Annotated in this window: 26 protein-coding genes; 8 read left to right on the top strand and 18 right to left on the bottom strand. The window is 69.4% G+C overall.

Annotation, left to right across the window (positions count from 1 at the left end):
- Positions 1-10: 10 nt before the first annotated feature.
- The 5 genes from EV137_RS15320 to dnaK form a co-directional block, all read right to left on the bottom strand.
- Positions 11-547, bottom strand: a complete 537-nt coding sequence (locus EV137_RS15320) for a GNAT family N-acetyltransferase (RefSeq protein ID WP_238175346.1) — start codon at positions 545-547, stop codon at positions 11-13.
- 205 nt (positions 548-752) lie between these two features.
- A complete protein-coding gene (locus EV137_RS15325; protein WP_134012059.1) occupies positions 753-1,208 on the bottom strand; it encodes a heat shock protein transcriptional repressor HspR in 456 nt (151 codons plus the stop codon).
- The gene (gene dnaJ / locus EV137_RS15330; protein WP_134012056.1) at positions 1,208-2,371 is read right to left on the bottom strand and encodes a molecular chaperone DnaJ; all 1,164 of its coding nucleotides are present in this window, start codon (positions 2,369-2,371) and stop codon (positions 1,208-1,210) included. Before dnaJ ends, EV137_RS15325 begins: the two co-directional genes overlap by 1 nt.
- Positions 2,372-2,398: 27 nt before the next feature.
- Positions 2,399-3,094, bottom strand: a complete 696-nt coding sequence (gene grpE, locus EV137_RS15335; RefSeq protein ID WP_134012053.1) for a nucleotide exchange factor GrpE — start codon at positions 3,092-3,094, stop codon at positions 2,399-2,401.
- Entirely contained in the window at positions 3,091-4,959 is a 1,869-nt protein-coding gene (gene dnaK, locus EV137_RS15340; protein ID WP_134012050.1) for a molecular chaperone DnaK, read from the bottom strand. Before dnaK ends, grpE begins: the two co-directional genes overlap by 4 nt.
- A gap of 425 nt (positions 4,960-5,384) precedes the next feature.
- On the opposite strand from dnaK, the gene EV137_RS15350 reads away from it, so the two are divergent.
- Together EV137_RS15350 and EV137_RS15355 are read left to right on the top strand one after the other, a co-directional pair.
- The gene (locus EV137_RS15350; protein ID WP_134129730.1) at positions 5,385-5,846 is read left to right on the top strand and encodes a GNAT family N-acetyltransferase; all 462 of its coding nucleotides are present in this window, start codon (positions 5,385-5,387) and stop codon (positions 5,844-5,846) included.
- Positions 5,847-6,021: 175 nt separating this feature from the next.
- Positions 6,022-6,936 carry a DUF559 domain-containing protein gene (locus EV137_RS15355; RefSeq protein WP_134129732.1) on the top strand — a complete coding sequence of 305 codons (915 nt, stop codon included), beginning with the start codon at positions 6,022-6,024 and terminating at the stop codon, positions 6,934-6,936.
- Between the two features lie 17 nt (positions 6,937-6,953).
- Here the strand turns inward: EV137_RS15355 and hutI are convergent, their stop codons facing one another.
- From hutI to hutH, 9 genes are all read right to left on the bottom strand, one after another.
- Positions 6,954-8,117: an imidazolonepropionase gene (gene hutI, locus EV137_RS15360; protein ID WP_134129734.1), complete on the bottom strand. Its 1,164-nt coding sequence runs from the start codon at positions 8,115-8,117 to the stop codon at positions 6,954-6,956.
- A complete protein-coding gene (locus EV137_RS15365) occupies positions 8,114-9,424 on the bottom strand; it encodes a formimidoylglutamate deiminase (protein ID WP_134129736.1) in 1,311 nt (436 codons plus the stop codon). The genes hutI and EV137_RS15365 overlap by 4 nt, the downstream gene beginning before the upstream one ends.
- Positions 9,421-10,608: an allantoate amidohydrolase gene (locus EV137_RS15370; protein WP_134129738.1), complete on the bottom strand. Its 1,188-nt coding sequence runs from the start codon at positions 10,606-10,608 to the stop codon at positions 9,421-9,423. The genes EV137_RS15365 and EV137_RS15370 overlap by 4 nt, the downstream gene beginning before the upstream one ends.
- A gap of 7 nt (positions 10,609-10,615) precedes the next feature.
- Positions 10,616-11,539, bottom strand: coding sequence for an ABC transporter substrate-binding protein (locus tag EV137_RS15375; protein ID WP_238175347.1), 924 nt, complete (start codon positions 11,537-11,539; stop codon positions 10,616-10,618).
- 80 nt (positions 11,540-11,619) lie between these two features.
- On the bottom strand, positions 11,620-12,270 hold the full coding sequence (locus EV137_RS15380; protein WP_134012038.1) for an ABC transporter permease: 651 nt from the start codon (positions 12,268-12,270) through the stop codon (positions 11,620-11,622).
- A 1-nt stretch (position 12,271) separates the two neighbouring features.
- Positions 12,272-12,928 carry an ABC transporter permease gene (locus EV137_RS15385; protein ID WP_134012036.1) on the bottom strand — a complete coding sequence of 219 codons (657 nt, stop codon included), beginning with the start codon at positions 12,926-12,928 and terminating at the stop codon, positions 12,272-12,274.
- Positions 12,925-13,923 (bottom strand): ABC transporter ATP-binding protein, encoded by a 999-nt coding sequence (locus EV137_RS15390; protein WP_134129742.1) that lies wholly within the window; start codon positions 13,921-13,923, stop codon positions 12,925-12,927. The genes EV137_RS15385 and EV137_RS15390 overlap by 4 nt, the downstream gene beginning before the upstream one ends.
- Before the next feature lie 138 nt (positions 13,924-14,061).
- Positions 14,062-15,717, bottom strand: a complete 1,656-nt coding sequence (hutU, locus tag EV137_RS15395; RefSeq protein WP_134129744.1) for a urocanate hydratase — start codon at positions 15,715-15,717, stop codon at positions 14,062-14,064.
- Positions 15,718-15,733: 16 nt separating this feature from the next.
- Positions 15,734-17,275, bottom strand: coding sequence for a histidine ammonia-lyase (gene hutH / locus EV137_RS15400; RefSeq protein ID WP_202871003.1), 1,542 nt, complete (start codon positions 17,273-17,275; stop codon positions 15,734-15,736).
- A gap of 107 nt (positions 17,276-17,382) precedes the next feature.
- Between hutH and EV137_RS15405 the strand changes: the two genes are divergently transcribed.
- The 3 genes from EV137_RS15405 to EV137_RS15415 are packed head-to-tail and all read left to right on the top strand — an operon-like array spanning position 17,383 to position 19,251.
- Positions 17,383-18,279, top strand: coding sequence for a GNAT family N-acetyltransferase (locus EV137_RS15405; RefSeq protein WP_238175348.1), 897 nt, complete (start codon positions 17,383-17,385; stop codon positions 18,277-18,279).
- The gene (locus EV137_RS15410; protein WP_134012028.1) at positions 18,276-18,467 is read left to right on the top strand and encodes a hypothetical protein; all 192 of its coding nucleotides are present in this window, start codon (positions 18,276-18,278) and stop codon (positions 18,465-18,467) included. The genes EV137_RS15405 and EV137_RS15410 overlap by 4 nt, the downstream gene beginning before the upstream one ends.
- Positions 18,468-18,492: 25 nt before the next feature.
- The gene (locus tag EV137_RS15415) at positions 18,493-19,251 is read left to right on the top strand and encodes an IclR family transcriptional regulator (RefSeq protein ID WP_134129746.1); all 759 of its coding nucleotides are present in this window, start codon (positions 18,493-18,495) and stop codon (positions 19,249-19,251) included.
- Positions 19,252-19,347: 96 nt separating this feature from the next.
- On the opposite strand, the gene rpmG is transcribed toward EV137_RS15415, so the two are convergent.
- The gene (rpmG, locus tag EV137_RS15420) at positions 19,348-19,515 is read right to left on the bottom strand and encodes a 50S ribosomal protein L33 (RefSeq protein ID WP_134012024.1); all 168 of its coding nucleotides are present in this window, start codon (positions 19,513-19,515) and stop codon (positions 19,348-19,350) included.
- 74 nt (positions 19,516-19,589) lie between these two features.
- Here rpmG and EV137_RS15425 point away from each other — a divergent pair, with 74 nt between their 5' ends.
- From EV137_RS15425 to EV137_RS15435, 3 genes are all read left to right on the top strand, one after another.
- Positions 19,590-20,669 carry a GTP-binding protein gene (locus EV137_RS15425; protein ID WP_134129748.1) on the top strand — a complete coding sequence of 360 codons (1,080 nt, stop codon included), beginning with the start codon at positions 19,590-19,592 and terminating at the stop codon, positions 20,667-20,669.
- Positions 20,666-20,911, top strand: coding sequence for a type B 50S ribosomal protein L31 (locus EV137_RS15430; RefSeq protein WP_134129750.1), 246 nt, complete (start codon positions 20,666-20,668; stop codon positions 20,909-20,911). The genes EV137_RS15425 and EV137_RS15430 overlap by 4 nt, the downstream gene beginning before the upstream one ends.
- 200 nt (positions 20,912-21,111) lie before the next feature.
- Positions 21,112-22,533, top strand: coding sequence for an aromatic amino acid lyase (locus tag EV137_RS15435; RefSeq protein ID WP_134129752.1), 1,422 nt, complete (start codon positions 21,112-21,114; stop codon positions 22,531-22,533).
- Here the strand turns inward: EV137_RS15435 and EV137_RS15440 are convergent.
- The 3 genes from EV137_RS15440 to EV137_RS15450 are packed head-to-tail and all read right to left on the bottom strand — an operon-like array spanning position 22,530 to position 26,682.
- Entirely contained in the window at positions 22,530-23,372 is an 843-nt protein-coding gene (locus EV137_RS15440) for a hypothetical protein (protein WP_134129754.1), read from the bottom strand. The two genes, EV137_RS15435 and EV137_RS15440, sit on opposite strands and share 4 nt — an antisense overlap.
- 56 nt (positions 23,373-23,428) lie before the next feature.
- Positions 23,429-24,106: a response regulator gene (locus EV137_RS15445; RefSeq protein WP_134129756.1), complete on the bottom strand. Its 678-nt coding sequence runs from the start codon at positions 24,104-24,106 to the stop codon at positions 23,429-23,431.
- Positions 24,103-26,682: a sensor histidine kinase gene (locus EV137_RS15450; RefSeq protein ID WP_134129758.1), complete on the bottom strand. Its 2,580-nt coding sequence runs from the start codon at positions 26,680-26,682 to the stop codon at positions 24,103-24,105. Before EV137_RS15450 ends, EV137_RS15445 begins: the two co-directional genes overlap by 4 nt.
- Between the last annotated feature and the right edge of the window lie 11 nt (positions 26,683-26,693).

Raw genomic sequence — 26,693 nt, forward strand, 5'->3', positions numbered from 1 at the left:
GCAGACAGGTTCAGGCGGTGAACTCCGAGGCGCGGATCCGGTACACCTGCAGATTCAGGTTGTAGTACTTGTCGGTCTCGCCGACCCATTCCATGCCGAGCCGTCGCGCGGTGGCGATCGCGCGCTTGTTGGCCGGTCGCGCGACGGCGAACAGTTCGTCGACCTCGCCGTCGTCGAACGCCCAGCCCATCAACGCGTGGCTGGCCTCGGTCGCGTACCCGAAACCCCAGGCGCTCGGCCGCAACTGCCAGCCGATCTCGAGATCCTCCTCGTACGGCGGGAGCAGACGGATCAGCAACGCGCCGACGACCTCACCGTCGTCCCGGCGCGTGATCGCCCAGCGGCCCGCGGGTACGACGAAGTTGGGCTGGGCCTCGATCCAGGACTGCAGGATCAGCCGCATGGTCGCGGCATCCGGCACCTTGTCGATGGCCGGTGACAGCCAGGGCGCCACGTCGGCGGAGCCAAAGATCTCCAGCGCGGCGTCGGCGTCGTCTTCCTCCCAGTCCCGGATCAGCAGCCGGTCGGTCTCCAGCTTCAGGTTCACCTCGCCAGCGTACGCGCCGGGACACAACAGAAAGCGAACCGCAGGGCGGTCCTGGAACGGACCACCCTGCGGTGGCCGAAGGGCGCTGGGGGGATAGCGCACCTTCGACTTGCGGAGGCGTCGTGGGGGAACGACGGCCTCCACCGAACCGGAGGCCCCGAGGGGGATCAGAACACTCCGGTGCTAGGAGATGTACGGCGGAGGATCAGCGAGGACCGAGTTCCAGGGGCTGGGTGCGGATCCATCGCGTCGTGGTCTGCTGCCGGCCCATGGCGATCACGTCGCCGGCGGGACCGGCCGAGAAGACCCGGCTGGCGGCAGGGCGCCGGGAGGCGCCGACACCGCGCTGGACTTCGGCCAGCAGCTGGTTGACCCGCTGACGCAGGTCCTCCACCTCTGACTGTAGCGCGAGAATGTGCCGGATTCCCGCGAGGTTGACGCCCTCTTCCTGGGACAGGTGCTGCACGTAGCGCAGCCGCGCCACGTCGTACGCCGAGTACCGCCGGCCGCGGCCGGACGCCCGGCTCGGCACTACCAGGCCGAGCCGGTCGTACTGGCGCAACGTCTGCGGATGCATGCCGGCCAGCTGGGCCGCCACCGAGATCACGTAGATCGGGGTGCGGTCGTCCCAGGTCGGCACCTGGCTGAACGGGATGCCCATCACGAGCTCCCGAACAACCCGGCCCGCAGATCAGGCTGATCCGACGCGGAGTTGAACTCCTGCAGCTTCTCTTTCTGCTCGTCGGTCAGCTCGTGCGGGACCTGCACTTCGAGCGTGAGCATCAGGTCGCCCTTGGTCCCGTCCCGCCGGACCGAACCCTTACCGCGGACGCGCAGCTTGCTCCCGTTCGCCGTACCTGCTGGGATCCGGACCGTGACGGGCAGGCCGTCCAGGGTCGGAACCTTGATCTCGGCACCCAGCGCCGCCTCGGTGAAGCTCACCGGGACGCTCAACGTCAGGTGCTCGCCCTGCCGGCCGAAGATCCGGTGCGGCTTGACGTGCACGGTGACGTACAGGTCGCCCGCGGGGCCACCCCGTTCGCCGGCCGCGCCCTTGCCCTTCAGCCGGATCCGCTGACCGTCCTGCACGCCCGCGGGGATGCGGACCTGCATGGTCTTGCTCGACTGGCCGCGGCCGGAGCCGTGGCAGGTCTCGCACGGCTGGTCGACGACCAGACCGCGACCCTTGCACTCGGTGCACGGCTCGGTCATCGCGAACACACCGCCCTGCACCGAGGTCTGCATGCCCGTGCCTTCACACTTCAGGCAGACCTTCGGCACCGTGCCGTACTTCGCACCGGTCCCGCGACATGTCGGGCACGGGGCGTCGCTGGTCATCCGGAGCCCGACCGTGACACCGTTCACGGCCTCGGCGAACTCGATCGTCGCCTCGGTCTCGATGTCCTGGCCGCGCCGCGGACGGGCCGTGGTGGTGGTCGTGGTCCGGCCGCCACCGCCGAACATGCCGCCCAGGATGTCGCCGAGCCCGCTGCCGCCGCCTTGGCCGCCGCGGTTGAACAGGTCACCGACGTTGAAGTCGAAGCCCCCGCCCTGACCGCTGCCGCTCGGCATCCGGAAGCCGCCGCTGCCGAACAGCCGACGTGCCTCGTCGTACTCCTTGCGCTTCTTCGGGTCGCCGACGACGTCGTACGCCTCGGAGACCTCCTTGAACTTGGCCTCCGCCTTGGTGTCCCCGGCGTTGGAGTCCGGGTGGTACTGCCGGGCGAGCTTGCGGTAGGCCTTCTTGATCTCGTCGGCCTCGGCGGTCTTGGAGACGCCGAGAACCTTGTAGAAGTCCTTCTCGATCCAGTCCTTCGTACTCATCTGGCGCCTCCCCTCCCGTCGTACCGATTACTCCGCGGACTCGTCCGCGGCCTTGTCGTCATCAGTGCTCTCCACCGGCGCGTCGGCCTTCGCAGGCTCGCCCGGTAGTTGTTCGGTCGGCTCCGACACGGCCACGCGCGCCGCCCGCAGGATCCGCTCACCGTGGCGGTAGCCCGGCTGCATGATCATCGTCGCGGTCGGGCCGTCGACCTCGTCGGAGTAGTTGTGCAGCAAGGCCTCGTGGATCCGCGGGTCGAAGGGGTCGCCCTTCTCGCCGAACTTCACCAGGCCGAGCTTCTCGGTGACCCGCTCCAGCGACTCGGCGACGGCCTTGAACGCGCCCTCGAGCTCGCCGGCTTCGCGGGCCCGGCCGACGTCGTCCAGGATCCCGAGCAGCTCGGAGAGCACCGTGCCGATCACCAGCTCGCGGGACGCTTCCCGCTCCCGGTCCACGCGGCGCTTGTAGTTCACGTACTCGGCCTGCAGTCGCTGCAGGTCCGCCGTACGCTCCGCGAGCGCCTCGGTCAGCAGGGCCTCCTGAGCGGACGGACCGATCAGGTCGGACGGGTCCCGGGGCGGCTGTCCGCTCGGGGCCTCCGCCGCGGGAGCCGCGGACTGCTCCGCAGGCTCCCGCAGCTTGCCGGTTTCCGGGTCGATCCGGCGCTTGTCGCGGATGACGGGCTCGCCGTCACCGAACTCGCTGCCAGTCGGTCGATCCGTCACTTGTCCTCCGTCTTGTCCTGCGGCCGGTCCTCGTCCACGATCTCGGCGTCGACGACGTCGTCGTCGTTGCTGCTGCCGCCGGTCGTGTCCTCGGAGGTGGCGCCGTCGTCGGTGGAACCGCCGGCGGCCTGGGCGTTCGCGTACATCGCGGCGCCCATCTTCTGGCTGGACTGGGCGAGCTTCTCCGAGGCGGCCTTGACCGCGTCGGCGTCGTCACCCTCGAGGGCCTTCTTCAGCTCGGCAACGGCGTCCTTGACCTCGGTCTTGACGTCGTCCGGAACCTTGTCCTCGTTCTCCTGCAGGAACTTCTCGGTCTGGTAGACGAGGCTCTCCGCCTGGTTGCGGTTCTCCACCGCCTCGCGGCGCTTGCGGTCCTCCTCGGCGTACTGCTCGGCGTCGCGGACCATCTGGTCGATGTCGGTCTTCGGCAGCGCGGAGCCACCCGTGACCGTCATCCGCTGCTCCTTGCCGGTGGCCAGGTCCTTGGCGTTCACGTGCACGATGCCGTTCGCGTCGATGTCGAAGGTGACCTCGATCTGCGGCACGTTCCGCGGCGCCGGCGGCAGGCCGGTCAGCTCGAAGTTGCCGAGCGACTTGTTGTCGCGGGCCATCTCGCGCTCGCCCTGGTAGACCTGGATCATCACCGACGGCTGGTTGTCCTCGGCCGTGGTGAAGATCTCCGAGCCCTTGGTCGGGATCGTGGTGTTGCGCTCGATGATCTTGGTGAACACGCCGCCCTTGGTCTCGATACCGAGGCTCAGCGGGGTCACGTCGAGCAGCAGGACGTCCTTGACCTCACCCTTCAGCACACCGGCCTGCAGGGAGGCGCCGACCGCGACGACCTCATCCGGGTTCACGCCCTTGTTCGGGTCCTTGCCGCCGGTGAGCTCCTTGACCAGGTCCGCAACGGCGGGCATCCGGGTCGAACCACCGACCAGGATGACGTGGTCGATCTTCGACACGTCGATGCCGGCGTCCTTGATGACGGCCTTGAACGGAGCGCGGGCGCGCTCGAGCAGGTCGTTGGTCATCTTCTGGAACTCTGCCCGGGAGAGCTTCTCCTCCAGGTGCAGCGGGCCGGACTCGGTCAGGCTCAGGTACGGCAGGTGGATCGTGGTCTCGGCCGCGGCGGACAGCTCGATCTTCGCCTTCTCGGCGGCCTCGGTGAGGCGCTGCATGGCCATCTTGTCGCCGGACAGGTCGGTACCGTTCTTGTTCTTGAACTGGGTCACCAGCCACTGGACGATCCGGTTGTCCCAGTCGTCACCACCGAGGTGGTTGTCACCGCTGGTCGCCTTCACCTCGAAGACACCGTCGCCGATCTCCAGCAGCGAGACGTCGAACGTGCCGCCGCCGAGGTCGAAGACCAGGATGGTCTGCTCGGTGCCCTTGTCCAGGCCGTAGGCGAGCGCGGCCGCGGTCGGCTCGTTGACGATCCGGTGCACCTTCAGGCCCGCGATCTCGCCGGCCTCCTTGGTCGCCTGGCGCTGCGCGTCGGAGAAGTACGCCGGCACGGTGATGACCGCGTCGGTGACCTGCTCCCCGAGGTACGCCTCGGCGTCCCGCTTCAGCTTCTGCAGCACGAACGCGCTGATCTGCTGCGGCGTGAACTTCTTGCCGTCGATGTCGACGTTCCAGCTCTCGCCCATGTGACGCTTGACGGAGCGGATGGTGCGGTCGACGTTCGTGGTGGCCTGGCGCTTCGCCACCTCGCCGACCAGGACCTCGCCGTTCTTGGCGAAGGCCACCACCGAGGGCGTCGTGCGCGCTCCCTCGGCGTTGGGGATGACGGTGGGCTCGCCACCTTCCAGTACGGCGATGACGGAGTTCGTCGTACCGAGATCGATTCCGACCGCGCGGGCCATGCTTTACCTCCACACTGAGTGAGTCCGGGGGACGACCCCCGTAACCCCCGGAAACTTGAGTGATGCAGACTCAATGTTGCCGTTCGTCCGCCTCGGATTCAAATCCGTGACTGAACAAACTTGAGTTCACTGGACTCAACATTGCACGACGGTCAGGTCATTCCCAAGAGCAGCCCCCGATTTCGGGGTCCGGGCCAGGGTGCGGCCAGGGTCCTGCCTGGTGATCCAGCGCCGTCGCGAGGAGGTGCTCGGTGCGGTGCATCGGCGTGCGGGGGCGAAGGTCTCGATGCGGAGCATCGTGGCCTTTGCACCCGTGCGGCGAGGTGCCGTGCCGAGTGCCCCGCAGTAGGCGATGGATCACCAGGGAGACCCCTCCCGATGCAAACGTTTACCGTGCGATCCTGCTCAGTGTGAAACTCCGCCCGATGACCGCAGCCGACCTCGGCGCGGTCCTCGCGCTGAACGGCACCGCGGAAGGTCTTGTCGAACCCCTCAACCCCGACCGTCTGGACTGGCTCCGGCTGATCGCCGCACACGCCGTCGTCGTCGACCTGGACGGCGTCCCCGCCGGGTTCGTGCTCACGTTCACCCCGGGCTCGGCGTACGACGGACTGGCGTTCGAGGCGTTCACCCGGACGTACGCCGACCGCTTCCTGCTCGTCGAGCGGATCGTGATCGCCACCGAGCACCGGCGTACCGGCATAGCGACCCAGGTCTACCGCGCCATCGAACGAGCCGCCAAGCCCTTCGACCGCGCCGTCGCCTCCGTCCCCACCGACACCCCAGCCCTCACCTTCCACAAGACCCGCGGCTACGAAGAGGTCGCCAAACAACACCACCCCAACGGGAGCATCACCACCCTCGTCTCGAAGGAACTCTCGGACTAGGGCAGCGCCCGTGGGTGGTTCATGTGGTTGGGGCGGACCGCCAGGCCATCACAACTGAACGTCGTTCGCCCCGGTCACGCCTGCACTGCCAGCGGGCCGTCGATTGTGATGGCCTGGAGATCCGCCTGTGGACAACGGCCGACGCCACCTGGCACAGGTGCGCCACCATGAGGACGTGCCCGAGGTCACCGATGTGCTGCTGCGCCGCGACGGCGTGGCGACATACGGAGAGCTGCGGACGATCGTGTCCGGGCGCGCGATTCGCGCCGCCTTGGTCGACGGATCGATCCGCAGGATCGCGAAGGGCGTCTACGCGCTGCCGATCGCGCCCGATCCGATCGCGGCCGCCCGTGCTCAAGGCGGGCTGGTGTCGCATCTCAGCGCCGCCGTGCTGCACGGATTCGACGTACTGGAGTTGCCGGACCGGCCCCACATCACCGTGCCGCGTGGGCAGCACCGACGGCTGAGTCCGGTGAAGTGCGAGCTGCACTGGGCCGACAACGTGCCGTCCGACGGCCCGTGCACCACCCGGCTCCAGACGGTCCTGGACTGTGCGCGGACCTTGCCCTTCGCCGCCGGCCTCTCGATCGCAGACTCCGCGCTCCGCGGTCGTGTCCTGGACCGCTCCCAACTCATGGTCGCCGCCGCGGAGCTGAGCGGACCGGGCTCTCGACGGGCGCGGCGGGTGGCGGCCGCGGCGGACGGACGGGCCGAGTCACCGCTCGAATCGGTGCTTCGCGCGATCCTGATCGAGGCGGGCATCATCGGGTTCGAGCCGCAGGTCGTGGTGCAGGACAGCACCTTCTCGGCCCGGATCGACCTGGCCAACTCGACGCTGATGATCGCGCTCGAGGCCGACAGCTTCGCCCACCACGGGACTCGTACGGCGCTCGTCCGCGATTGCCGCCGGCATGTGAGCCTCACGGTTCGCGGCTGGCGGCTCCTGCGGTTCTCCTGGGAGGACGTGATGTTCGACCGAGAGTGGGTGGTCGCCGCGATCCGCGCCGCGGTAGCCGGATCTCCAGGCCATCACAATGCTCGGGAATCGCGTCTGGCCACGCTTGGAGCGGTTGGCCAAGGGCAATTGTGATGGCGTGGGGGTCCGCCCTACACCAGTCGTCCGCCGACGAACGTCTGCGTCACCAAAGGGACCGCCGGGCGGTAGGCGAGGTGTAGGTAGGAGGGGGCGTCCAGGACGGCTAGGTCGGCTTGGGTGCCGGGGGTTAGGTGGCCCAGGTCGGGGCGGCGGAGGGAGGCGGCTCCGCCGGCGGTGGCGGACCAGAGGGCTTCGGCCGGGGTCATGTGCATTTCGCGGACTGCGAGTGCGATGCAGAAGGGCATGGAGGACGAGTAGCCGGAGCCGGGGTTGCAGTCGGTGGCGAGGGCAACGGTGACGCCGGCGTCGAGGAGGCGGCGGGCGTCCGGGTACGGCGACCTTGTGGAGAACTCGATCGCGGGCAGGAGTCCGGCGACGACTCCAGTGGACGCGAGCGCGTCGACGTCGGCATCGGTGAGATAGGTGCAGTGATCGGCCGACGCGGCGCCGACCTCGGCGGCGAGTTGGACACCAGGCCCCTCGCCGAGCTGGTTGGCGTGCACTCGCGCCTGCAGGCCGCGCGCGATGCCGGCCCGGAGGATCGCCCGTCCTTGGTCCGCGTCGAACGCGCCACGCTCCACGAAAACGTCGATCCACTTCGAGTGCTTGGCCGCCGCGTCGAGCATCGGCCCGGTCACGAGCGACACATAGCCCGCCACGTCGTCGGCGTAGTCGGCCGGTACGACGTGCGCGCCGAGGTACGTCGTCTCGTCGGTGAACTGCCGCGCAATCTGCAGCCCGCGCGCCTCGTCCGCAACCGTCAGCCCGTACCCGGACTTGATCTCGACAGTCGTCGTCCCCTGGCGGCGCATCTCCGCGACCAGCCGGGACACGTTCGCGGTCAACTGTTCGTCGGTGGCCTCGCGGGTCGCCGCGACCGTGGTGCGGATGCCGCCGGCGGAGTACGGCGTACCGGTCATGCGGGCCGCGAACTCCTCGGCCCGATCGCCCGCGAACACCAGGTGGGAGTGCGAGTCGACGAACCCCGGGATCACCGCCCGCCCGCCGAGGTCGATCGCGCCGTCGGCCGCCGGCGCCTCGCGCCGCGAGCCGACCCACGCCACCGTGCTGCCGTCGATCACGAGCGCCGCGTCGTGGAGCTCCCCGAGCAACCCACCATGGGCGGGGTCGTTGGTCACCAACGACCCGATACCGGTCAGCAGAAGCGAGCTCACGAGGTCACCGCCGCGATCGAGGTGGACAGGGCGGACGGTACGTCGATCGCCGAATGCTTGCCCGCAGCAACGACCCGCCGGCCGGAGACAACGACGTCGGTGACGTCCGCGGCCGTTGCGGCGAATACTGCGGTCTCCACAGTGCCACCGGTCCCCGCCGTACGGGCGCTGTCGAGGCGGATCGCGACGAGGTCGGCGCGGGCACCGGGCGCGATCACCCCCGCGTCCTCGAAGCCGATCGAGCGGTGGCCGTCGACCGTTGCCGCCTTCAGGAGCTCCGCCGCGGACCAGTGCCCGCGCTCCTGCGACGCCAACCGCTCGTCCAGCTCGACGGCGCGCATCTCCTCAAACAAGTCGATCACAGCGTGACTGTCCGAGCCCAGCGTCAACGGCGACCCCGCATCCCGCAGCTGCACCGACGGACCGATCCCGTCCGCGAGATCGCGCTCGGTGGTCGGGCAGAAGCACGAGTACGTCGCGGAGCTCCCGAGCAGCCCGATGTCGACCGAGGTCAGATGCGTCGCATGCACCGCACTGGTCCGCCCGGACAGGAAACCGGCCTCGTCGAGCACCTGCGTCGGGGTCCGGCCGTACGCCGCGAGGCAGGCCTCGTTCTCGGCGACCTGCTCGGACAGGTGGATATGAAGCGGTACGTCGGGAAACGCCGAGGCGACCGCGCCGAGCTGATCCTGCGGAACGCCCCGCACCGAATGCGCGGCCGCACCGATCACGACATCGTCCGCGCCGGCGAGCTGCGCGACCCGGGAGGCCCACGCGGTGGCGTCGCCGTCGCTGAAGCGTTGCTGGACCTCGTTCAGCGGCTGGTCGAACCCTCCGGCGAGGTAGCAGGTGTCGAGCAGCGCGATCCGGAGGCCGGCATCACGGGCCGCCGCGATCAGCGCCGTACCCATGGCGTTCGCGTCGTCGTACCGACTGCCGCCGGGCGCGTGATGCAGGTAGTGGAATTCGCCGACCGCGGTGATCCCGGCGAGCAGCATCTCGGCGTACACGGCCTTCGCGAGCTCGTAGTACGTGTCGGGGGTGAGCGCAGCGGCGACGGCGTACATCTGCTCGCGCCAGGTCCAGAACGTGCCGCGCTCGGTCTGCGTGCGGCCGCGGAGCGCGCGGTGGAACGCGTGACTGTGGCAGTTCGCGAGACCGGGCACGACGAGGCCGTTCAGCACCTGGGCGTCGCCGGGGTCGACGCCGGATTCCACTGAGGCGAAGCGACCGTCGACCACAGACACCAGAACTCGCCCGGTGAGACCGTCGGGGAGGAGAGCGGTCTCGCACCAGTACGACGTCACTTCGCAAGGTCCTTCAGTACGGCGGCCAGCGCTTCGACGCCGGCCAGGCAGTCGTCCATCTCGGCGTACTCGGCCGGCGAATGCGAGATGCCCGTCGGGTTGCGGACGAACAGCATCGCGGTCGGGATCCCGGCATCCGAGAACACGCCCGCGTCGTGCCCCGCGCCGGTCGGCAGCACCGGTGCGCCGTCGAGCACGTTCACCAACCGGTCCCGCAGCCCGGCCGGGAAGTCGACGATCGGCGACACCGACTCAGGTGTCACCTCGAGCGTCGTGCCGTCCCGGTCAGCCCGTTCCGTCGCCTGCTTGGTGATTGCTGCGAGCAACGATTCGAGGGTGGCGGTGTCGGCGGCCCGGGCGTCGAGCCAGGCGGTGACCTGGGACGGTACGGCGTTCGTCCCGTTGGGCTCCACCGAGAGCCGGCCGAACGTCGCGCGGGCGCCGGCGAGCCGGGCCTGTTTGTTGGCGGCGAGGGCGGTCATCGCGTACGTGAGCATCGGGTCGTGGCGATCCTCCATCAGCGTGGTGCCGGCGTGGTTGGCCTCACCGCCGAACGTGAACCGGAACCGCCCGTGCGGCCAGATCGAGCTGGCCACGCCCACCGGCGCGGTCAGACCGCGCCCCTGCTCCACGTGCAACTCGACGAACGTCCCCATCCGTCGCAGCAGCGGCGACGGACCAACCGCGGCAGGGTCAAGGCCGGCGTTCTCCAAGGCCTCCCCCAGCCCGACGCCGGCCCGATCCTTCAATTGCAGCGCCTTCTCGGCGGGCAACACCCCGGCCGCGACCCGGGACCCCAGACAGGGCATCCCGAACCGCGCCCCTTCTTCTTCTACGAATGCCCCGATACCGATCGGCACCCCGGGCTCGAATCCCTCGGCCCGCAACTGATCCACAGCCGCAAGCGCCGACACGACACCGAGCGGCCCGTCGAACGCTCCGCCGTCGATCACGGAGTCGAGATGGCTACCGGTGACCACCCCAGGTCCGTCCGAGGCGCCCCACCACGCGATGAGATTGCCGATGCCGTCGGATTCGACGGTCAGGCCGCGGGCGGCGCACTGGTCCAGGAACCAGTGCGTCGCCTCGCGTTCGGTGGGAGACCAGCCGCCGCGGGTGTAGCCGCCGGTGTCGGGGCTACGGCCGATGGCGGACTCTTCCGCCCAGAGGGATTCGAAGCTCAAGACAGGCTCACGACAGGGGGTTCTTCGACAGCCAGTCCTTGGCGACCGCGTCCGCGCTCTCCTTGCCGACGTCGATCCGCTTGACCAGGTCGGTCAGTGCGTCCGTGGTGAGCTTGGCGTCCACCGCGTTGAGCGTCGCGCTGACGTCGTCGGACTTGTGGTCGGTCCGGATCAGCGGAACGATGTTGTTCGGCGGCAGGATCTTCTCCGGGTCGTCGAGCTGCACCAGGCCCTGGTCCTTGATGACCGACTGGGTGGTGAACAGGTTCGTCACCTGGACCTGGTTGTCCAGCAGCGCCTTGATGCTCAGCGGACCACCCGCGTCCAGCGTCTTGTACTCCTTGAACTCGACGCCGTACTTCTCCTTCAGGCCCTTCAGACCCGCCGACCGGACCTTGAACTCCGAGCTACCGCCCGCGACCAGGTTCTTGCCCTTGAGGTCGCCCAGCGACTTCAGGCTGTACTTGTCCGCGGTCGCCTTGGTGACCACGATCGTGTCCTCGTCGGTGGCCGGCGACTTGTCCAGCACCTCGAGCCCGGAGGGCAGCGCCTTCTTCAGCGCGTCGTACGCCTTGTCGGGGTCGGTCTCGGTGGAGTTCTTGTCGAAGTACGCCAGCGCGGCGCCGGTGTACTCCGGCACCAGGTCGACGGACCCGTCCTTGATCGCGGCCATGTAGGTCTCGCGGTTGCCGATGTTCGGCTTCTTCTTGACCTCGATGCCCTTGGCCGCCAGCGCCTGGCCGTAGATCTCCGCCAGCAGCTGGCTCTCGGAGAAGTCGGCCGAGCCGACGGTGATGCTCGAAACCTTGGACGGTGCGGGCGAGGATCCCGCGTCCTTGTCGCCGAGTTGGTCGCCCCCACCCCCACAGCCGGCCAGGCCGAGCACCGCCATCCCGGCGATCGCAGTACGGATGAGTGTGGATCTCAACACGAGAGCCTCCAGTGTTCTCGTTCAGCCATCGGCCGGTGCCGATGGATGGTGCAGCAAGTTCATCAGGTACAACCGACAGTTCAGCCGATTTTCAGCCCGGGCGACACGGTGATCCGGCCGATCAGCGCGAACACCGCGTCGAGCAGCAGGGCGAGCAGCGCCACCAGCAGGGCACCGGTGAACATCTGCGGGAAGTCGCGGAGCTTCAGCCCGTCGACCACGTAGCGGCCGAGACCGCCGAGCGACACCAGTGCGGCGATCGTCGCCGTGGACACGATCTGCAGGGTCGCGCTCCGGACGCCGGAGATGATCAACGGCAGCCCGATCGGGATCTCCACCTTGGTCAGGATCTCGCGGCCCGTCATCCCCATCCCCCGCGCGGCGTCGATCGTGGCCGGATCGACACCCGACAGACCCGCGTACGTCGAGGCCAGGATCGGCGGGATGCCCAGCGCGACCAGCGCGATCAGCACCGGCAGGAAGCCGATCTGATCGGTCAGCAGCACCGCGATCATCAGCAGGCCGAGGCTCGGCAGGGCGCGGGCGGCGTTGCCCAGGTTGATGGCCAGGAACGCGCCGCGCCGCGTGTGGCCGATCCGCAGACCGATCGGCAGGGCGATCACGACGGACAGGCCGAGCGCGGCGAACGTGTACCAGAGGTGCTGGACGATCCGCGCCCAGATCCCCTCGTTGCCGGACCAGTTGAACGGGTCGGTCAGGTATTCCCACATGTCACGCCACCTCCGCCACGGGCGTCGCGACCCGCGCCCAAGGAGTCAGGATCCGCTGCAAGGTGACCAGGATGACGTCCGCGATCAGCGCCAGGGCCAGCGACAGCACCACCCCGACCACGACCGGGGTGAGGAAGTCCTTCTGGAAGCCCAGCGTGAACAGCTCCCCCAGCCCGCCGATGCCGATCACCGCGCCGACGCTCACCATCGAGATGTTCGCGACGGTGACGACCCGCAGACCGGTGAAGATCACCGGTACGGCGATCGGCAGATCCACCGCGACCACCCGGTGCAAGGCGCCGTACCCGACCGCGATCGCCGACTGCCGGACGTCGGGCGGCACGGAGCGGAGTCCGTCGATCACGTTGCGGATCAGCAGGGACACCGTATAGATGGTCAGCGCCACGATGATGTTGACCGTGGACAGCACCTTGGTGCCGAGCACCGCCGGGATCACGATGAACAACGCGATCGACGGCAACGAGTACAGGATGCCGCCGAACGCGATCAGCGGGTTCGCCAACCAGGCGTAGCGCGTTGCGACGTACCCCAACGGCACCGAGATGATCAGCCCGAGAATGACCGGAAGGATCGCCAGATAGAGGTGCTCGCGCAACTGTTCCCAGATCAACCCGAGGTTGTCGCCGATCCAGCTCATGAGCGCAAGGCTTCCGCGACCGTGGATTGGTCGATGACGCCGACGGCCTTGCCGTTGTCGTCGACGCAGACTCCGCAGCCCGTCGGTGAGGTGAGTACGGCGTCCAACGCCGCGCGCAGGGAATCACCGCGCTTGAAGACGGCGCCGAGCGGCAGCAGCTCCTCGGACCCGTTGCGCCATCCGACCGGTACGCCGTCCTGCAACGCCAGCTCGTCCGGCAACGGCTTCACCGGCAGCTCGTCGGGGTGTACGAACGTAAGAGCCCGGTAACCCCGGTCCTGCCCGACGAACCCGCGGACGAAGTCGTCGGCCGGATTGGCAAGCAGCTCGGCCGGCGGCGCGAACTGGGCGAGCTTGCCGCCGACCCGCAGTACGGCGACGTTGTCCCCGAGCTTGATCGCCTCGTCGATGTCGTGGGTGACGAACACGATCGTCTTGCCGATGTCGCGCTGCAGCCGGAGCAGCTCCTCCTGCAACTGGTGGCGGACGATCGGGTCGACCGCGCTGAACGGCTCGTCCATCAGCATGATCGCCGGATCGGCCGCCAGCGCGCGGGCGACGCCGACTCGTTGCTGCTGGCCCCCGGACAGCTGGGCCGGGTACCGCTCGGCCAGCTTGACGTCGAGGCCGACGCGTTCGAGCAGCTCCATCGCCGTACCGTGCGCCTTGCGCTTGTCCCAGCCGATCAGCTTCGGCACGGTGGCGACGTTCTCCACGACCGTCTTGTGCGGGAACAGGCCGGCGTTCTGGATCACGTACCCGATCCCGCGGCGCAGTGTCACGGCGTCGTGGGAGTTGATGTCGTCGCCGTCGATCGAGATGGTCCCGCTGGTCCGCTCGATCGTGCGGTTGATCATCCGCAGCGACGTGGTCTTGCCGCAGCCGGACGGGCCGACGAACACGGTGATCTGGTTGCTCGGGATCCGCAGGGACAGTTTGTCCACGGCGACGGTGCCGTCCGGATACCGCTTGGTGACGTCCTCGAACTCGATCATGGCGCCCCTTCGCGCTCGTCGTCGGTCGCCCGATCGACCCTAGCGGACCGGGCGATCTATTCCACGTGATCGCACAGTTTCCCGGTCCGTGAGAAAGTGCACCGTAGCAGTACAGATTGCAACGGTCGCACTCCGCAGTCAGGACTCCCGCATCGGGATCCTGACACCCTTCTGGTCAGCAACTTCCACTGCCTTGTCGTAGCCGGCGTCGACGTGGCGGATCACACCCATCGCCGGGTCGTTGGTGAGCACCCGCTCCAGCTTCTGCCGGGCGAGGTCGGTGCCGTCGGCAACCGACACCTGGCCGGCGTGGATGGACCGGCCGATGCCGACGCCGCCGCCGTGGTGGATCGACACCCAGGACGCGCCACTGGCCACGTTCACCATCGCGTTCAGCAACGGCCAGTCCGCGATCGCGTCCGAGCCGTCCAGCATGCCTTCGGTCTCCCGGTACGGCGAGGCCACGCTGCCGGTGTCCAGGTGGTCGCGGCCGATCACGATGGGCGCCTCGAGTTCACCGGAGGCCACCATCTCGTTGAACCGCAGCCCGGCCTTGTCCCGCTCGCCCTGGCCGAGCCAGCAGATCCTTGCCGGCAGCCCCTGGAACGCGACCCGCTCGCCGGCCATCTTGATCCACCGGCCGAGGTGCTCGTTGTCCGGGAACAGGTCCAGGATCGCCTGGTCCGTCTTCGCGATGTCCGCCGGATTGCCGGACAGCGCCGCCCACCGGAACGGGCCCTTTCCTTCACAGAACAACGGCCGGATGTACGCCGGCACGAATCCGGGGAACTCGAACGCGCGGCTGTAACCCGCCTTCCGCGCCTCGTCCCGGATCGAGTTGCCGTAGTCGAACACCTCGGCGCCCGCGTCCTGGAACCCGACCATCGCCGCGACGTGCCGCGCCATCGAGGCCTGCGCGCGCTCGGTGAACCCGGCCGGGTCCTTCTCCCGCGCGGTCGCCCAGTCCTCGAAGTCGATGCCGACCGGCAGGTACATCAACGGGTCGTGCGCCGAGGTCTGGTCGGTGACGATGTCGATCGGCGCCCCGAGCTCGAGCAGTTCGGGCACGATCACCGCGGCGTTGCCGAGGACACCGATCGACAGCGGCCGGCGCGCCCTCTTGGCCTCCTCCGCCAGGCGCAACGCCTCGTCCAGGGAAGACGCCCGTACGTCGAGGTAGCGGTGCTCGATGCGCCGGTCGATCCGCGTGGAGTCGACGTCGACACAGATCGCGACGCCGTCGTTCATCGTGACCGCCAGCGGCTGCGCGCCACCCATGCCGCCGAGGCCGGCGGTCAGCGTGACGGTGCCGGCCAGCGAGCCGCCGAACTTCTTGTCCGCGACCGCGCCGAACGTCTCGTAGGTGCCCTGCAGGATGCCCTGCGTGCCGATGTAGATCCACGACCCGGCCGTCATCTGGCCGTACATCGTGAGCCCCATCGCCTCGAGCTTGCGGAACTCCTCCCAGGTGGCCCAGTCGCCGACCAGGTTCGAGTTCGCGATCAGCACCCGCGGCGCCCACTCGTGGGTCTGCATCACGCCGACCGGGCGTCCGGACTGGACGAGCATCGTCTCGTCGTTCTTGAGCGTGGTCAGGGTGCGCACCATCGCGTCGAACGAGTTCCAGTCGCGGGCGGCCTTGCCGGAACCGCCGTACACGACGAGTTCGTCAGGGTGCTCCGCAACCTCGGGGTCGAGGTTGTTCTGCAGCATCCGCAGCGCGGCTTCCTGCTGCCAGCCGCGGGCGGTCAGGGTGGTTCCGCGAGGCGCGCGTACGGGACGGGGTCCGGACATGGGTGATCCAGCCTTTCTAGGAGAGCGGGCCGGTGACGGCCTCGGCGGCGGTGACATAGGTGCCGTCAGCAACAAGCTGGACGGAGTGCTCGATCTCGGGAGCGAGGTGCCGGTCGGTGCCCGGGCCCTCGACGTACTCCCGCAGGGCGGCCCGGACGGCGGCGGTGGCCGGTGCCGGGTCGAGCGGAGCGCGCAGGTCGAGTGCCCGCGCGGCCGTGAGGATCTCGATCGCCAGCACCCGCTGCAGGCCGTCGACGGACTTGCGCAGCTTGCGCGCGGCGGACCAGCCCATCGAGACGTGGTCCTCCTGCATCGCGCTGCTCGGGATCGAGTCGACACTGGCGGGTACGGCGAGGCGCTTGAGTTCGGAGACGATCGCGGCCTGGGTGTACTGCGCGATCATGTGGCCGCTGTCCACGCCCGGATCGTCGGCCAGGAACGCGTTCAGGCCGTGGTTGCGGGCGACGTCCAGGAAACGGTCGGTACGTCGTTCGCTGATGCTGGCGAGGTCCGCGACGGCGATCGCGAGGAAGTCGAGCACGTACCCGACCGGTGCGCCGTGGAAGTTGCCGTTGGACTCGACGCGACCGTCCGGCAGCACGACCGGGTTGTCGATCGCGGCGGCGAGCTCGCGGCCGGCGACGCTCGCGGCGTGCGCGGCGGTGTCGCGGGCGGCGCCGTGGACCTGGGGCGAACAGCGGAGGGAGTAGGCGTCCTGCACCCGGTTGCAGTCCGGGCCGCGGTGGCTGGCGACGATCGCGCTGTCCTTGAGGATCGCGCGCAGATTGGCGGCGGACGCGGCCTGGCCGGGGTGCGGACGCAGAGCCTGCAGGTCCTCGGCGAACACCCGGTCGGTCCCGAGCTGGGCCTCGACGCTCATCGCCGCGGCGAGGTCGGCGGACTTGAAGAGCCGGTCGAGATCGGCGAGCGCGAGGAGCAGCATGCCGAGCATGCCGTCGGTCCCGTTGATCAGCGCGAGGCCTTCCTTCTCGGCCAGGACGACCGGCGTGAGGCCGTGTTGCTGGAGTGCCTCGCCGGCGTCGAGAAGGTTGCCGTCGGCATCGCGAACCTTGCCTTCGCCCAGGATCGCGAGGGCGACATGGGACAGCGGGGCGAGGTCGCCCGAGCATCCGAGGCTGCCGTATTCATGGACCACCGGCGTCAGGCGCGCGTTGAGCAGACCGGCGTACGCCTGGGCCGTCTCGACCTTCACCCCGGTGCGGCCGGTGGCGAGGGTCGACAGCCGGAGCAGGGCCAGCGCCCGGACGACCTCGGTCTCCACCTCGGGGCCGGAGCCGGCCGCGTGCGAGCGGATCAGGCTGCGCTGGAGCTGCGCTCGGAGGTCCGGCGCGATGTGCCGCGTGGCGAGCGCGCCGAACCCGGTCGAGACCCCGTAGTGCGGGGTGTCCGCGTGGGCCAGCGCCTCGATCGCGGCGCGCGACTTCGCGATCTCCTCGAGGGCCTGGTCGTCGATCCGTACCTGCGCGCCGTACCGTGCGACCGCGACCACTTCGGCCGGGGTCAGCGGTCCGGCGCCGACATCCACTGTGTGTTCCACCCGAACATTGCACCGCGCCGGATCGCTCCTGGACAGCAGCGCCGTACCACTATCCGTCTCGGATCTGAGACAGCCGTCGCGACCCTCGGTAGCCGTAGAGTCCTGCCATGGTGTTCGAGATCCGGACGGGGCGTCCGGAGGATGCGGTGGGGATCGCCCAGGTCTGGGCCGCGGCGGTGCCACATCTGGTGAAGACCGCGGGGGCGATCGAGCTGCAGTTGAGGCACGGTCGCAGCCAGGAGGTGCTGATCGCCGTCGACGGACGGGACGTCGTCGGGTACGCGAACATCTACCTGCCGCCGGCGGACGCCGAGGCGCCGCGGGTGCGGGTCACGATCCAGGTGCCGCCGGAGTACCGCGGGCGCGGGATCGGGAGTGCGTTGACGTCCAGGGTCACGCAGCGGTGCGCGGAGCTCGGCGCCGGGCGGTTGCTGGTGGTCGTGGGTGACGACGCCGACTCGCAGGCCTTCGCGACGAAGCGCGGGTTCACGATCGGGCGGCGGATGTCGCACTCCGCCGCCGACCTGACCGCGGCGCGCGAGCCGCTCGCCCCGCCGGAGGGCCTGCGGGTGGCGACGTACGACGAACTGGATCCGAAGCAGTTGTACGACGCCGAGGTCCAGGTGCGTGACGACGACCCCAGCGGGCTGTCGGGCGGACCGGCGTACGAGGAATGGGTGCGTGCGTCGTGGTCGAACCCGGACAACCGGTACGACCTGAGCATCGCCGTACTGGACGGGGACCGGGTGCTGTCGTTCGTGACCACGACCGCGGATCCGGACCGGAAGCTGATCTGGTCGAACCTGACCGGGACGATCCCCTCGGCGCGTGGCCGCGGGCTGGCGAAGGTGGTGAAGTCCGTGGCGCTCGCCCGGTCCCGGGATGCCGGGTTCACGGTCGCGTCGACCGGGAACGACGCGGCGAACGAGCCGATGCTCGCGGTGAACCGGTGGCTCGGATACCAGGAGACCGGGGGCGCGTGGACCGCGGAGAAGGCCCTGTGAAGCGGCTCGCGATCTCACTGACGTTCTTCCTGGTGCTGGCGCTCGTCATCGGGTATGTGCTGTCCGGGCCGTCGTTCATGGACTGGGGCGTGGCGGGCGGGCTGTTCGCGGTCGCGGTCGCCGGTGAGTGCTTCCGGTTCTGGCTGCGGAAGAGCCGCGCGAAGAAACGCCAAACGACCGGGATCTGAGGCGGGGCGGAGTTACAGTGCGGTTGTGAGCGGCAACGTTCCCGCTTCGACCCGAACCCTGCGGGTCCTGACGTTCCTGGCCACGCAGCCCGGTCCCGTACCGATGGAGCGCATCGCGTCCGCGGTCGGGTTGCCGCGCTCGTCGACGTACCACTTGCTGCGGGCAATGATCGACGAGGGGTTCGTCGTGCATCTGCCCGAGGAGAAGCGGTACGGGCTCGGGGTGGCGGCCTTCGAGATCGGGTCCGCGTACCTGCGGCACGATCCGCTCGAGCGGTTGGCCCGGCCGTTGCTCGCGCAGTTGGTGCACGAGGTGGGGCAGACGGCGCATCTCGGCGTACTGCATGGTCGGGAGCTGGTGTATCTGCTGAAGGAGCAGCCGCCGCGACCTGTCACGTTGGTGACGGATGTCGGCGTACGGCTGCCTGCCACGCTCACCGCGTCCGGTCGCGCGCTCCTGGCCGAGTTGCCGCCGGCTCAGGTACGGGCGTTGTTCCCGACACCGGAGTCCTTCGTACGGCGCACCGATCTAGGACCGCAGACGCTGACCCAACTGCGCCGCCTCCTCGCCGACGAGAAACGCCAAGGCTTCGCCGTCGAGGACTCCTTCATCACCCCAGGCGTCGCCTCGGTCGCCAGCGCCGCCGTCGACCACGCCGGCCACCCGGTAGCCGCTATCAGCGTCACCTTCCGCACCGACGCGGTCCCCGCCACCGACCGCCCCCACCTGGCCCACAAAATCCGCCAAGCCGCCAAAGCCCTGACCCGCCGCCTCCACGGCTGAACCTGCCACCGACTGGCGGGGTGTTTGATGGCTGGCCTGTTGGAGCGGGTCAGCGGTGAAACAAGCCGCCAGCCGGCTACCAGGAGTGATGGCCGCTTAGCGCTCTTCGCGGAAGTCGGTGTGGTGGCGGAGTTTGGGGTCGTACTTGCGGATCACGAGGCGGTCGGGATTGTTCCGGCGGTTCTTGCGGGTTACATAGGTGAAGCCGGTACCCGCCGTACTGCGGAGCTTGACGATGGGGCGGAGGTCGTTGCGCTTGGCCATGCTGTCCTTTCACTGACCGGGGACCCATAGGGTACTTTGTATTGGTTATCGTTTTCAACAAGACAGGAGCGCAGATGATTCCGGTGACCTTGCTGACGGGGCTCGACGACGGGTTCCGCGGCGCCGTCGCGGGGAATCTGCTGGCCGCCGCCCCGCGGGGCGTCCTGGTGGAGTACGACGTGAGCGCCCTGAGCACCGGCTCCGTCGTACGGATCGCCCGCACCGCCACCGGCATGATCGACCGCGAGGTGATCACGATGGACCACCCGTGCGTGTCCTGTGCGATGCGCGGATCGCTCGTCCAGCTGCTGGCGAGCATCGCCGCTGTCGAGCGGTACGACGTCGCGATCGTCAACGTCCCCACCGCGGGTGACACGCACGCGATCGCGACCGAGATCGACCGCGACACCGACCTCCGCGTCGACGCGGTCATCACCACCGTCGACACGACGACCGCTACCGCCGACCTGACCGGCGAAGAGCTGGTCCGGGAACGCGCCATCCCGACCGCTGCGGAGGACGGCCGCGCGATCGCCGAGATCGTCGTACGGCAGCTCGAGTACGCCGACGCAGCCGTCCTCACCACCGACGACGAGAACACCCGCGCGCTGGTCCAGGCGATCAACCCGAGACTCCTGGTCAGGACCAGTCCGGCCGGCCTGCTCGGCGTACGGCTGCATGTTCCCGGCGCCACCGTCGAGCCCGGCTCGATCGCAGCGCCATTGGAGGGCCGGACCTTCGTTTGGCAGTCCGCCCGGCCGTTCCACCCCGAGCGGTTGTACGACGCCCTCGAGGACCTGGTCGCCGGCACGGCCCGCGGCCGCGGCACGCTCTGGATCGCGACCCAGCACCGCAACCGGCTCAGCTGGGACAGCTTCGGCACGAACGTCTCGATCGGCGTCCTCGGTCCCTGGCTGGCCGACCTCCCCGCCGATCGCTGGGCCGGCGTCGGGCAGCAGCACCAGGCGCGGTCGGCCCTCGAGTGGCACCCCGAGTACGGCGACCGCGCGTCGTACCTCTCACTGACCGGTGCCGACCTGGACGTCCGGGAATTACAGGAGCGCCTCGACGGTTGTGTCCTGCGTGCGGACGAAGCGGTCCACCCCCTGACCGATCCGTTCGCTCCCTACTTGGAAGGAAGTACCGCAGCATGAAGAAGGACATTCACCCCGACTACCGCCGGGTCGTCTTCCGGGACAAGTCCGGCGACTTCAGCTTCCTCACCGGTTCGACCCGCGAGAGCAGCGAGACCATCGAGTGGCACGACGGGAACACCTACCCGGTCGTCGACGTCGAGATCTCGTCCGCGAGCCACCCGTTCTACACGGGCCAGCAGCGCGTCATGGACACCCAGGGCCGCGTGGAGAAGTTCCGCAAGCGCTACGGCCAGAAGTAACCCGCCGTACCCCAACGGCCCGCTCGATCTTCGAGCGGGCCGTTCGCATGCCCACCCGATGCCAACTTTGAGAAGCCACCAACCGTTCTGAGCCCGCGACGATGATCGGTGGCTTCTCAAAGATGGGTTGTCTCGGGTTCGAGACGGGAAGACGGCGGGGGTTGTGGGAGTTCGGGGGTGGGGCGGATCACACTGTGCGCATGGAGCCGGTTGAACTGACGGGCGCGGGGCTGTCGCCGTTGGAGGCGGTGGCGCTCGGGCAACGGCGTACGGCGGTGCGGTTGAGCGACGACGCCCGCAAGCGGATGTACGAGTCGGCGCAGGTGGTCGCCGAGGTCGCGGGGCGCCGGCCGGTGTACGGGCGGACCACGGGCGTCGGGGCGAACCGGGACGTGCTGACGTCCGACCCGGAGCACGGCGCGCGGTTGCTCGGATCGCATTCCACCACCGGTACGACGTCGTACCCGAAGGACGTCGTACGGCTCGGGCTCCTCATCCGGGTCAACCAGCTCGCGGCGGGCGGATCCGGGCTCGACCCAGCGGTGGCAGACGCGATCGTTGGCCTGCTCAACGACGACGACCTGCCCGACCTGCACCGCGGCGGCGCGATCGGCACCGGAGACCTCGGCCCGCTCGCCGAACTCGGGCTCGCGCTCGGCGACGTCATCGACGGCACCAGCGCCCTCCCGCTGCTCTCCAGCAACGCGCTCACGCTCGCGGAGTGCTGCCTCGCGTACGTCGAGGCCGCCACGCTGATCAACGTCGTACCGCTGGTCGGCGCTCTCTCCCACGTCGCGCTCCGCGGCAACGCCGAGGTGTACGACGTCCGCGTCCACGAGGCCCGCCCGCAGCCGGGTCAGATCCGGGTCGCGCGCCGGATGCGTGAACTGCTCGAAGGGCTCCCGCTGAAACCGGCCCGGGTCCAGGATCCCTTCGGGTTGCGGGCTTTCGCCCAGGTCCTCGGCCCGGCCGTCGACCATGCCGATGCCCTGGGCAACAGCGTGCGGATCGACATCAACGCGGCGGCGGAGAATCCGCTGGTGGCCGGCGACACCGTGCTGCACAACGGCAACTGGCACGCGATGCCGATCGCCATCGCCCTCGACTCGCTCCGGCTCAGCCTGCACAGTGTCGCCACGCTGTCGACGACCCGGGTGGCGAACCTCGTCGACCCGGAGTACACCGGCCTCAGCGTGTTCCTGGCCAGCGGTGCGGAGGCGAGCTCGGGCGTGATGATGATCGAGTACGTCGCCCACGACGCCCTCGCCGCGGTTCGCTCGGCCGCGCAACCCGCGACTCTCGGTACGGCGACACTGTCCCGCGGCGCCGAGTTGCACGCCAGCTTCGCGCCGCAAGCCGCCGTACTGACCAAGCAACTCCTCGACGCACTCCGCGAGGTTCTCGCCAGCGAACTCGTCACCGCCGTCCGCGCGATCCGTCTGGCCGGCCTGACCCCGGACGATCTGGCCCCGGCACCCGCCGCCCCGTGGCTGACCGACGCCCTCGCAGCCCTGCCGGACGACCTGGCCGACCGATCCCTCCGGGAAGACCTGGAGATCGCCCGCGGCCTCCTCACCCAATGGGGCGACCGCCAGGTCGAACACCCCGCCGAGTCCGGCTAGAGGCGGTTGTACGCCTTCAGGGTGCGGAGGGCGGCGATGGTGACGATGCCGCGGTACTCGAGGGTGGCGGCGGGTCCCGGCGGTTCCCAGGTGATGGCCCAGCCGCCGTCGTCCTGCTGATCCTCCACCAGGCGGTCCAGGTGGGCGTCGAGCTGGGCGTCGGTGAACAGCGGGCGCCAGAAGCTGTCCGGAGTCGGCGCGAACTGCAGCGGAGTCACGCCGTACGTCGGATCCGCGGCGTCGGCACGGTAATGCGCGAGCTTCGGGAGCCACTCGCGGATGCGGTCGAAGTCGACGTCACCGGTGTGCTCCAGGAACTCGAGCGCCTCGTGCATTCCGTGAGCGTCCTCCGGGAACCCGTTCGCCAGCTGGGCGGCGCACCAAACGGCGGCCCGGTCACGCCACGGGTGCTCGATGTCGAGCTTGTGCAACCGGCCGACCAGGCCCGCGGTGGGGTTGATGTCGGGTTGGTAGGTCCATTCGGTGATGTGCTCGGCGCGCGGATAGCCCTCCACCGCCGGGCCGCACAACGGTACAGCGCCGTCGGCCGTCGCGATCTGGTCGAGCCAGTCAGCCGCTCGCCGAATCACCTCCTCGTCCCGGGCTCCCGCAGCGAGCATCGTGTCGAACGCGACCTCGACGTCCAGCGGCAGGCTGTCCGGACACCGCTTGTCCGGCTCCAGCCCGTGCCCGAACCCGCCGTCGGCGTTCTGGAACCCGCGGAGCGCGTCGACCACCCCCTGCGGATCAGCCCCCTCGAAAACCGCCGCGAAGAGCCGCCGCTCGAGCACCCGCGCATCCCGCCGTACAAAGTCCCGACCTGCCGTGAAGATGTCCATACCCGTACCCTTACCCATCCCCACCGCCAGGTCTTGAACGAATCGGACAACCCTCGTCACGGCTCGAAGCGGTAGCCCATTCCTGGCTCGGTGAGGAGGTGTTTGGGGCGGGCGGGGTCGGGTTCAAGTTTGCGGCGGAGCTGGCCCATGTAGAAGCGGAGGTTGCCGCCGGCGGTCTCGTAGCCGGGGCCCCAGACCTCGGTGAGGAGCTGGCGCTGGGACATCAGCTTGCCGGGGTTGCGGACCAGGACCTCCAGCAGGTGCCACTCGGTCGGCGTGAGGCGGACGTCCTCGCCGCTCTCCAGGGTGACGCGCTTCGCCGCCAGATCGACGACGGCGCCGCCGACGGTCACGACCGGCTGGTCCTGGGCTACGTTGCTTCGGCGGAGTACGGCGCGCATCCGGGCCAGCAGCTCGTCGATCCCGAACGGCTTCGTCACGTAGTCGTCCGCGCCGGCGTCCAGCGCCTCGACCTTGTCGGTCTGGTCGGTCCGCCCGGACAGCACCAGGATCGGCGCGTCGGTCCAGCCACGCAGTCCGCGGATCACGTCCACGCCGTCGAAGTCCGGCAGCCCGAGGTCGAGGATCACCAGCTCCGGCGGATGCTGCGCGGCGACCTTCAACGCCGACGTACCGGTGCCGGCCAGATGCACTTCGTACCCCCGCGCCTTCAGGTTGATCTGCAACGCCCGCACGATCTGCGGCTCGTCATCAACCACCAGAACCCTCGTCACGAGGCGCCCTCCTGTTGGGATCGTTCGCGGGTGCCGGGTACGGGGACGTCGGTGGGGCGCACTGTCGCGGCCGGGATCGCGACCACCATGGTCAGTCCACCACCTGGAGTGTCCTCAGGCTGCAACGTGCCGTGCATCGCCTCGGCGAGTCCTCGGGCCAGTGCCAGCCCGAGCCCGACGCCGACGGTGTTGTCCGTGTCGCCGAGTCGCTGGAACGGCGCGAACACCCGATCCCGTTCCTCGCGCGGGATCCCCGGTCCGCGGTCGATCACCCGGATCTCCACGGTGTCGCCGAGCGCGCTCCCGGTGACCAGCGGTGCCCGTCCGGCCGGCGAGTAGCGGATCGCGTTCGCCAGGATGTTCGCCACCACGCGCTCCAGCAGCGCCGGATCCGCCTCGACCAACGGCAGGGTGTCCGGGACGTCGACCGTCACCCGATCGGCGTCGTCGCCCAGCTCGGCCAGTACGCCGGGGAGGATCTCGTCGAGCGCCATCGGACGCGTGAAGACCGGGAGTACGCCGGCTTGCAGGCGACTGAGGTCGAGCAGGTTGTCCACCAGCCGCGACAACCGGTCGAGCGACTCGTCCGCGGTCTCCAGCAGCTCGGCCCGCTCAGACTCGCTCCACTCCACATCATCGCTGCGCAGCGAAGTCACCGACGCCTTCGCCGACGCCAGCGGCGATCTCAGGTCATGGCCGACAGCGCGAAGCAACGCCGTACGCAGCTTGTCGGCCTCCGCGAGCGGCTTCGCCTCGGCGGCCGCCTCGCTCAACCGAGCCCGATCGACCAGCGCCGCCGCATGCGCCGCGAACGCCCCGACCAGTCGCCGCTCGTCCGCCTCCAGCCGATGCCCCTGCAGCACCAGCACCAGATCGTCGCGGGCCGGGATCTCCGCGTCGGCCTCCTCCGGCCGGGTGCAGGTCAGCGTCCCGGCCGAGGCGACCGGTCGCCAGACCTCGGTCAGCTCGTCGTCGTCCACGCGCTCCATCAGGCACGCTCCGGTCATCCCGAACGCCTCGCGGACCCGCTCGAGCAGGGCGGGCAGCGCCGTCTCGCCACGCAGTACCGATCCGGCCAACGTCGCTAGCGTCTCCGATTCCGCGGCCGCCCGGGCGGCTTGTCTGGTACGTCGTGCCGCGCGGTCGACGACCGTACTGACCATGGCCGCGACCAGGACGAAGATCAGCAACGCCAGCGCGTTGTTCAGCTCGGCGATCGTGAACGTCCGCTTCGGCGGGGTGAAGAACCAATTCAGCACCAGCGACCCGGCGATCGCGGTCACCATCGCCGGCCACATCCCGCCGACCAGCGCCACCACAACGACAGCGAACAGGAACGCCAGCACGTTGCTGGTCAGATTGAGCGTGTCACCGCCCAACCCCAGGACCAGCGCAAGCACCGGCGGCAGAAGGACGGCCAGCACAAAGCCTTGGATCTTCCGTTTCCGGGACAGGCTGCCCCGGAGCCTGGGCAGCCGGCCGCGGCCCATCAGCGAATGCGTGACGAGGTGTACGTCGATGTCGCCGGAGTCGCGGATCGTCGTCGACCCGATGCCCGGGCCGGTGAGCAACGTCGACAGCCGGCTCCGGCGCGAGCCGCCGAGGACGAGCTGCGTGGCGTTCTCCGCCCGCGCGAAGGTCAGTAGCGCGGTGGGGATGTCGTCGCCGACCACCTGGTGGTAGGTGCCGCCAAGCTGCTCGACCAGGTTCCGCTGCTCGGCGAGCTTGCTCGGGTTCGCGCCGGTCAGCCCGTCGGACCGCGCGACATGGACCGCGAGCAGATCGCCGCCGGACGACCGCGCCGCGATCCGGGCGGCACGCCGGATCAGCGTCTCGCCCTCGGGACCGCCGGTCAGCGCGACCACCACGCGCTCCCGGGCCTCCCAGGTGGAGTCGATGTCGTGCTCTGCCCGGTACTGCTGCAGACCAGCGTCTACCCGGTCGGCGAGCCAGAGCAGTGCGAGCTCCCGCAGTGCGGACAGGTTCCCGACCCGGAAATAGTTGCCCAGAGCAGCGTCGATCTTGTCGGCGGCATACACGTTCCCATGTGCCATCCGGCGGCGGAGCGCCTCCGGTGTCATGTCGACGAGCTCGATCTGGTCCGCAGCCCGCACCACCCGGTCCGGGACCGTCTCCTGCTGCGGTACGCCGGTGATCTTCTCGACCACGTCGTTGATCGACTCGAGGTGCTGGATGTTCAGCGTCGAGATCACGTCGATCCCGGCGTTCAGCAGCTCGTCGATGTCCTGCCAGCGCTTCTCGTGCCGGCTGCCCGGCACATTGGTGTGCGCCATCTCGTCGATCAGCACGACGTCCGGCCGCCGGGCCAGGACCGCGTCGAGGTCCATCTCGGTGAAGCTGGCGCCGCGGTAGTCGACGATCCGCCGTGGCACCGTCTCCAGGCCGTCGAGCATCTCGCCGGTGTACTTGCGGCCGTGGGTCTCCACGAAACCGACCGCGACGTCGGTTCCCCGGTCGCGCCGGCGGCGGCCCTCGCCCAGCATCTTGTAGGTCTTCCCAACGCCGGGCGCGGCCCCCAGATAGATTCGCAGATGCCCGCGGCCGCTCTTGCTCATACCCTCATGCT

It is taken from the genome of Kribbella pratensis, from assembly GCF_004366075.1.
In the GTDB taxonomy this organism is placed as follows: Bacteria; Actinomycetota; Actinomycetes; order Propionibacteriales; family Kribbellaceae; genus Kribbella; species Kribbella pratensis.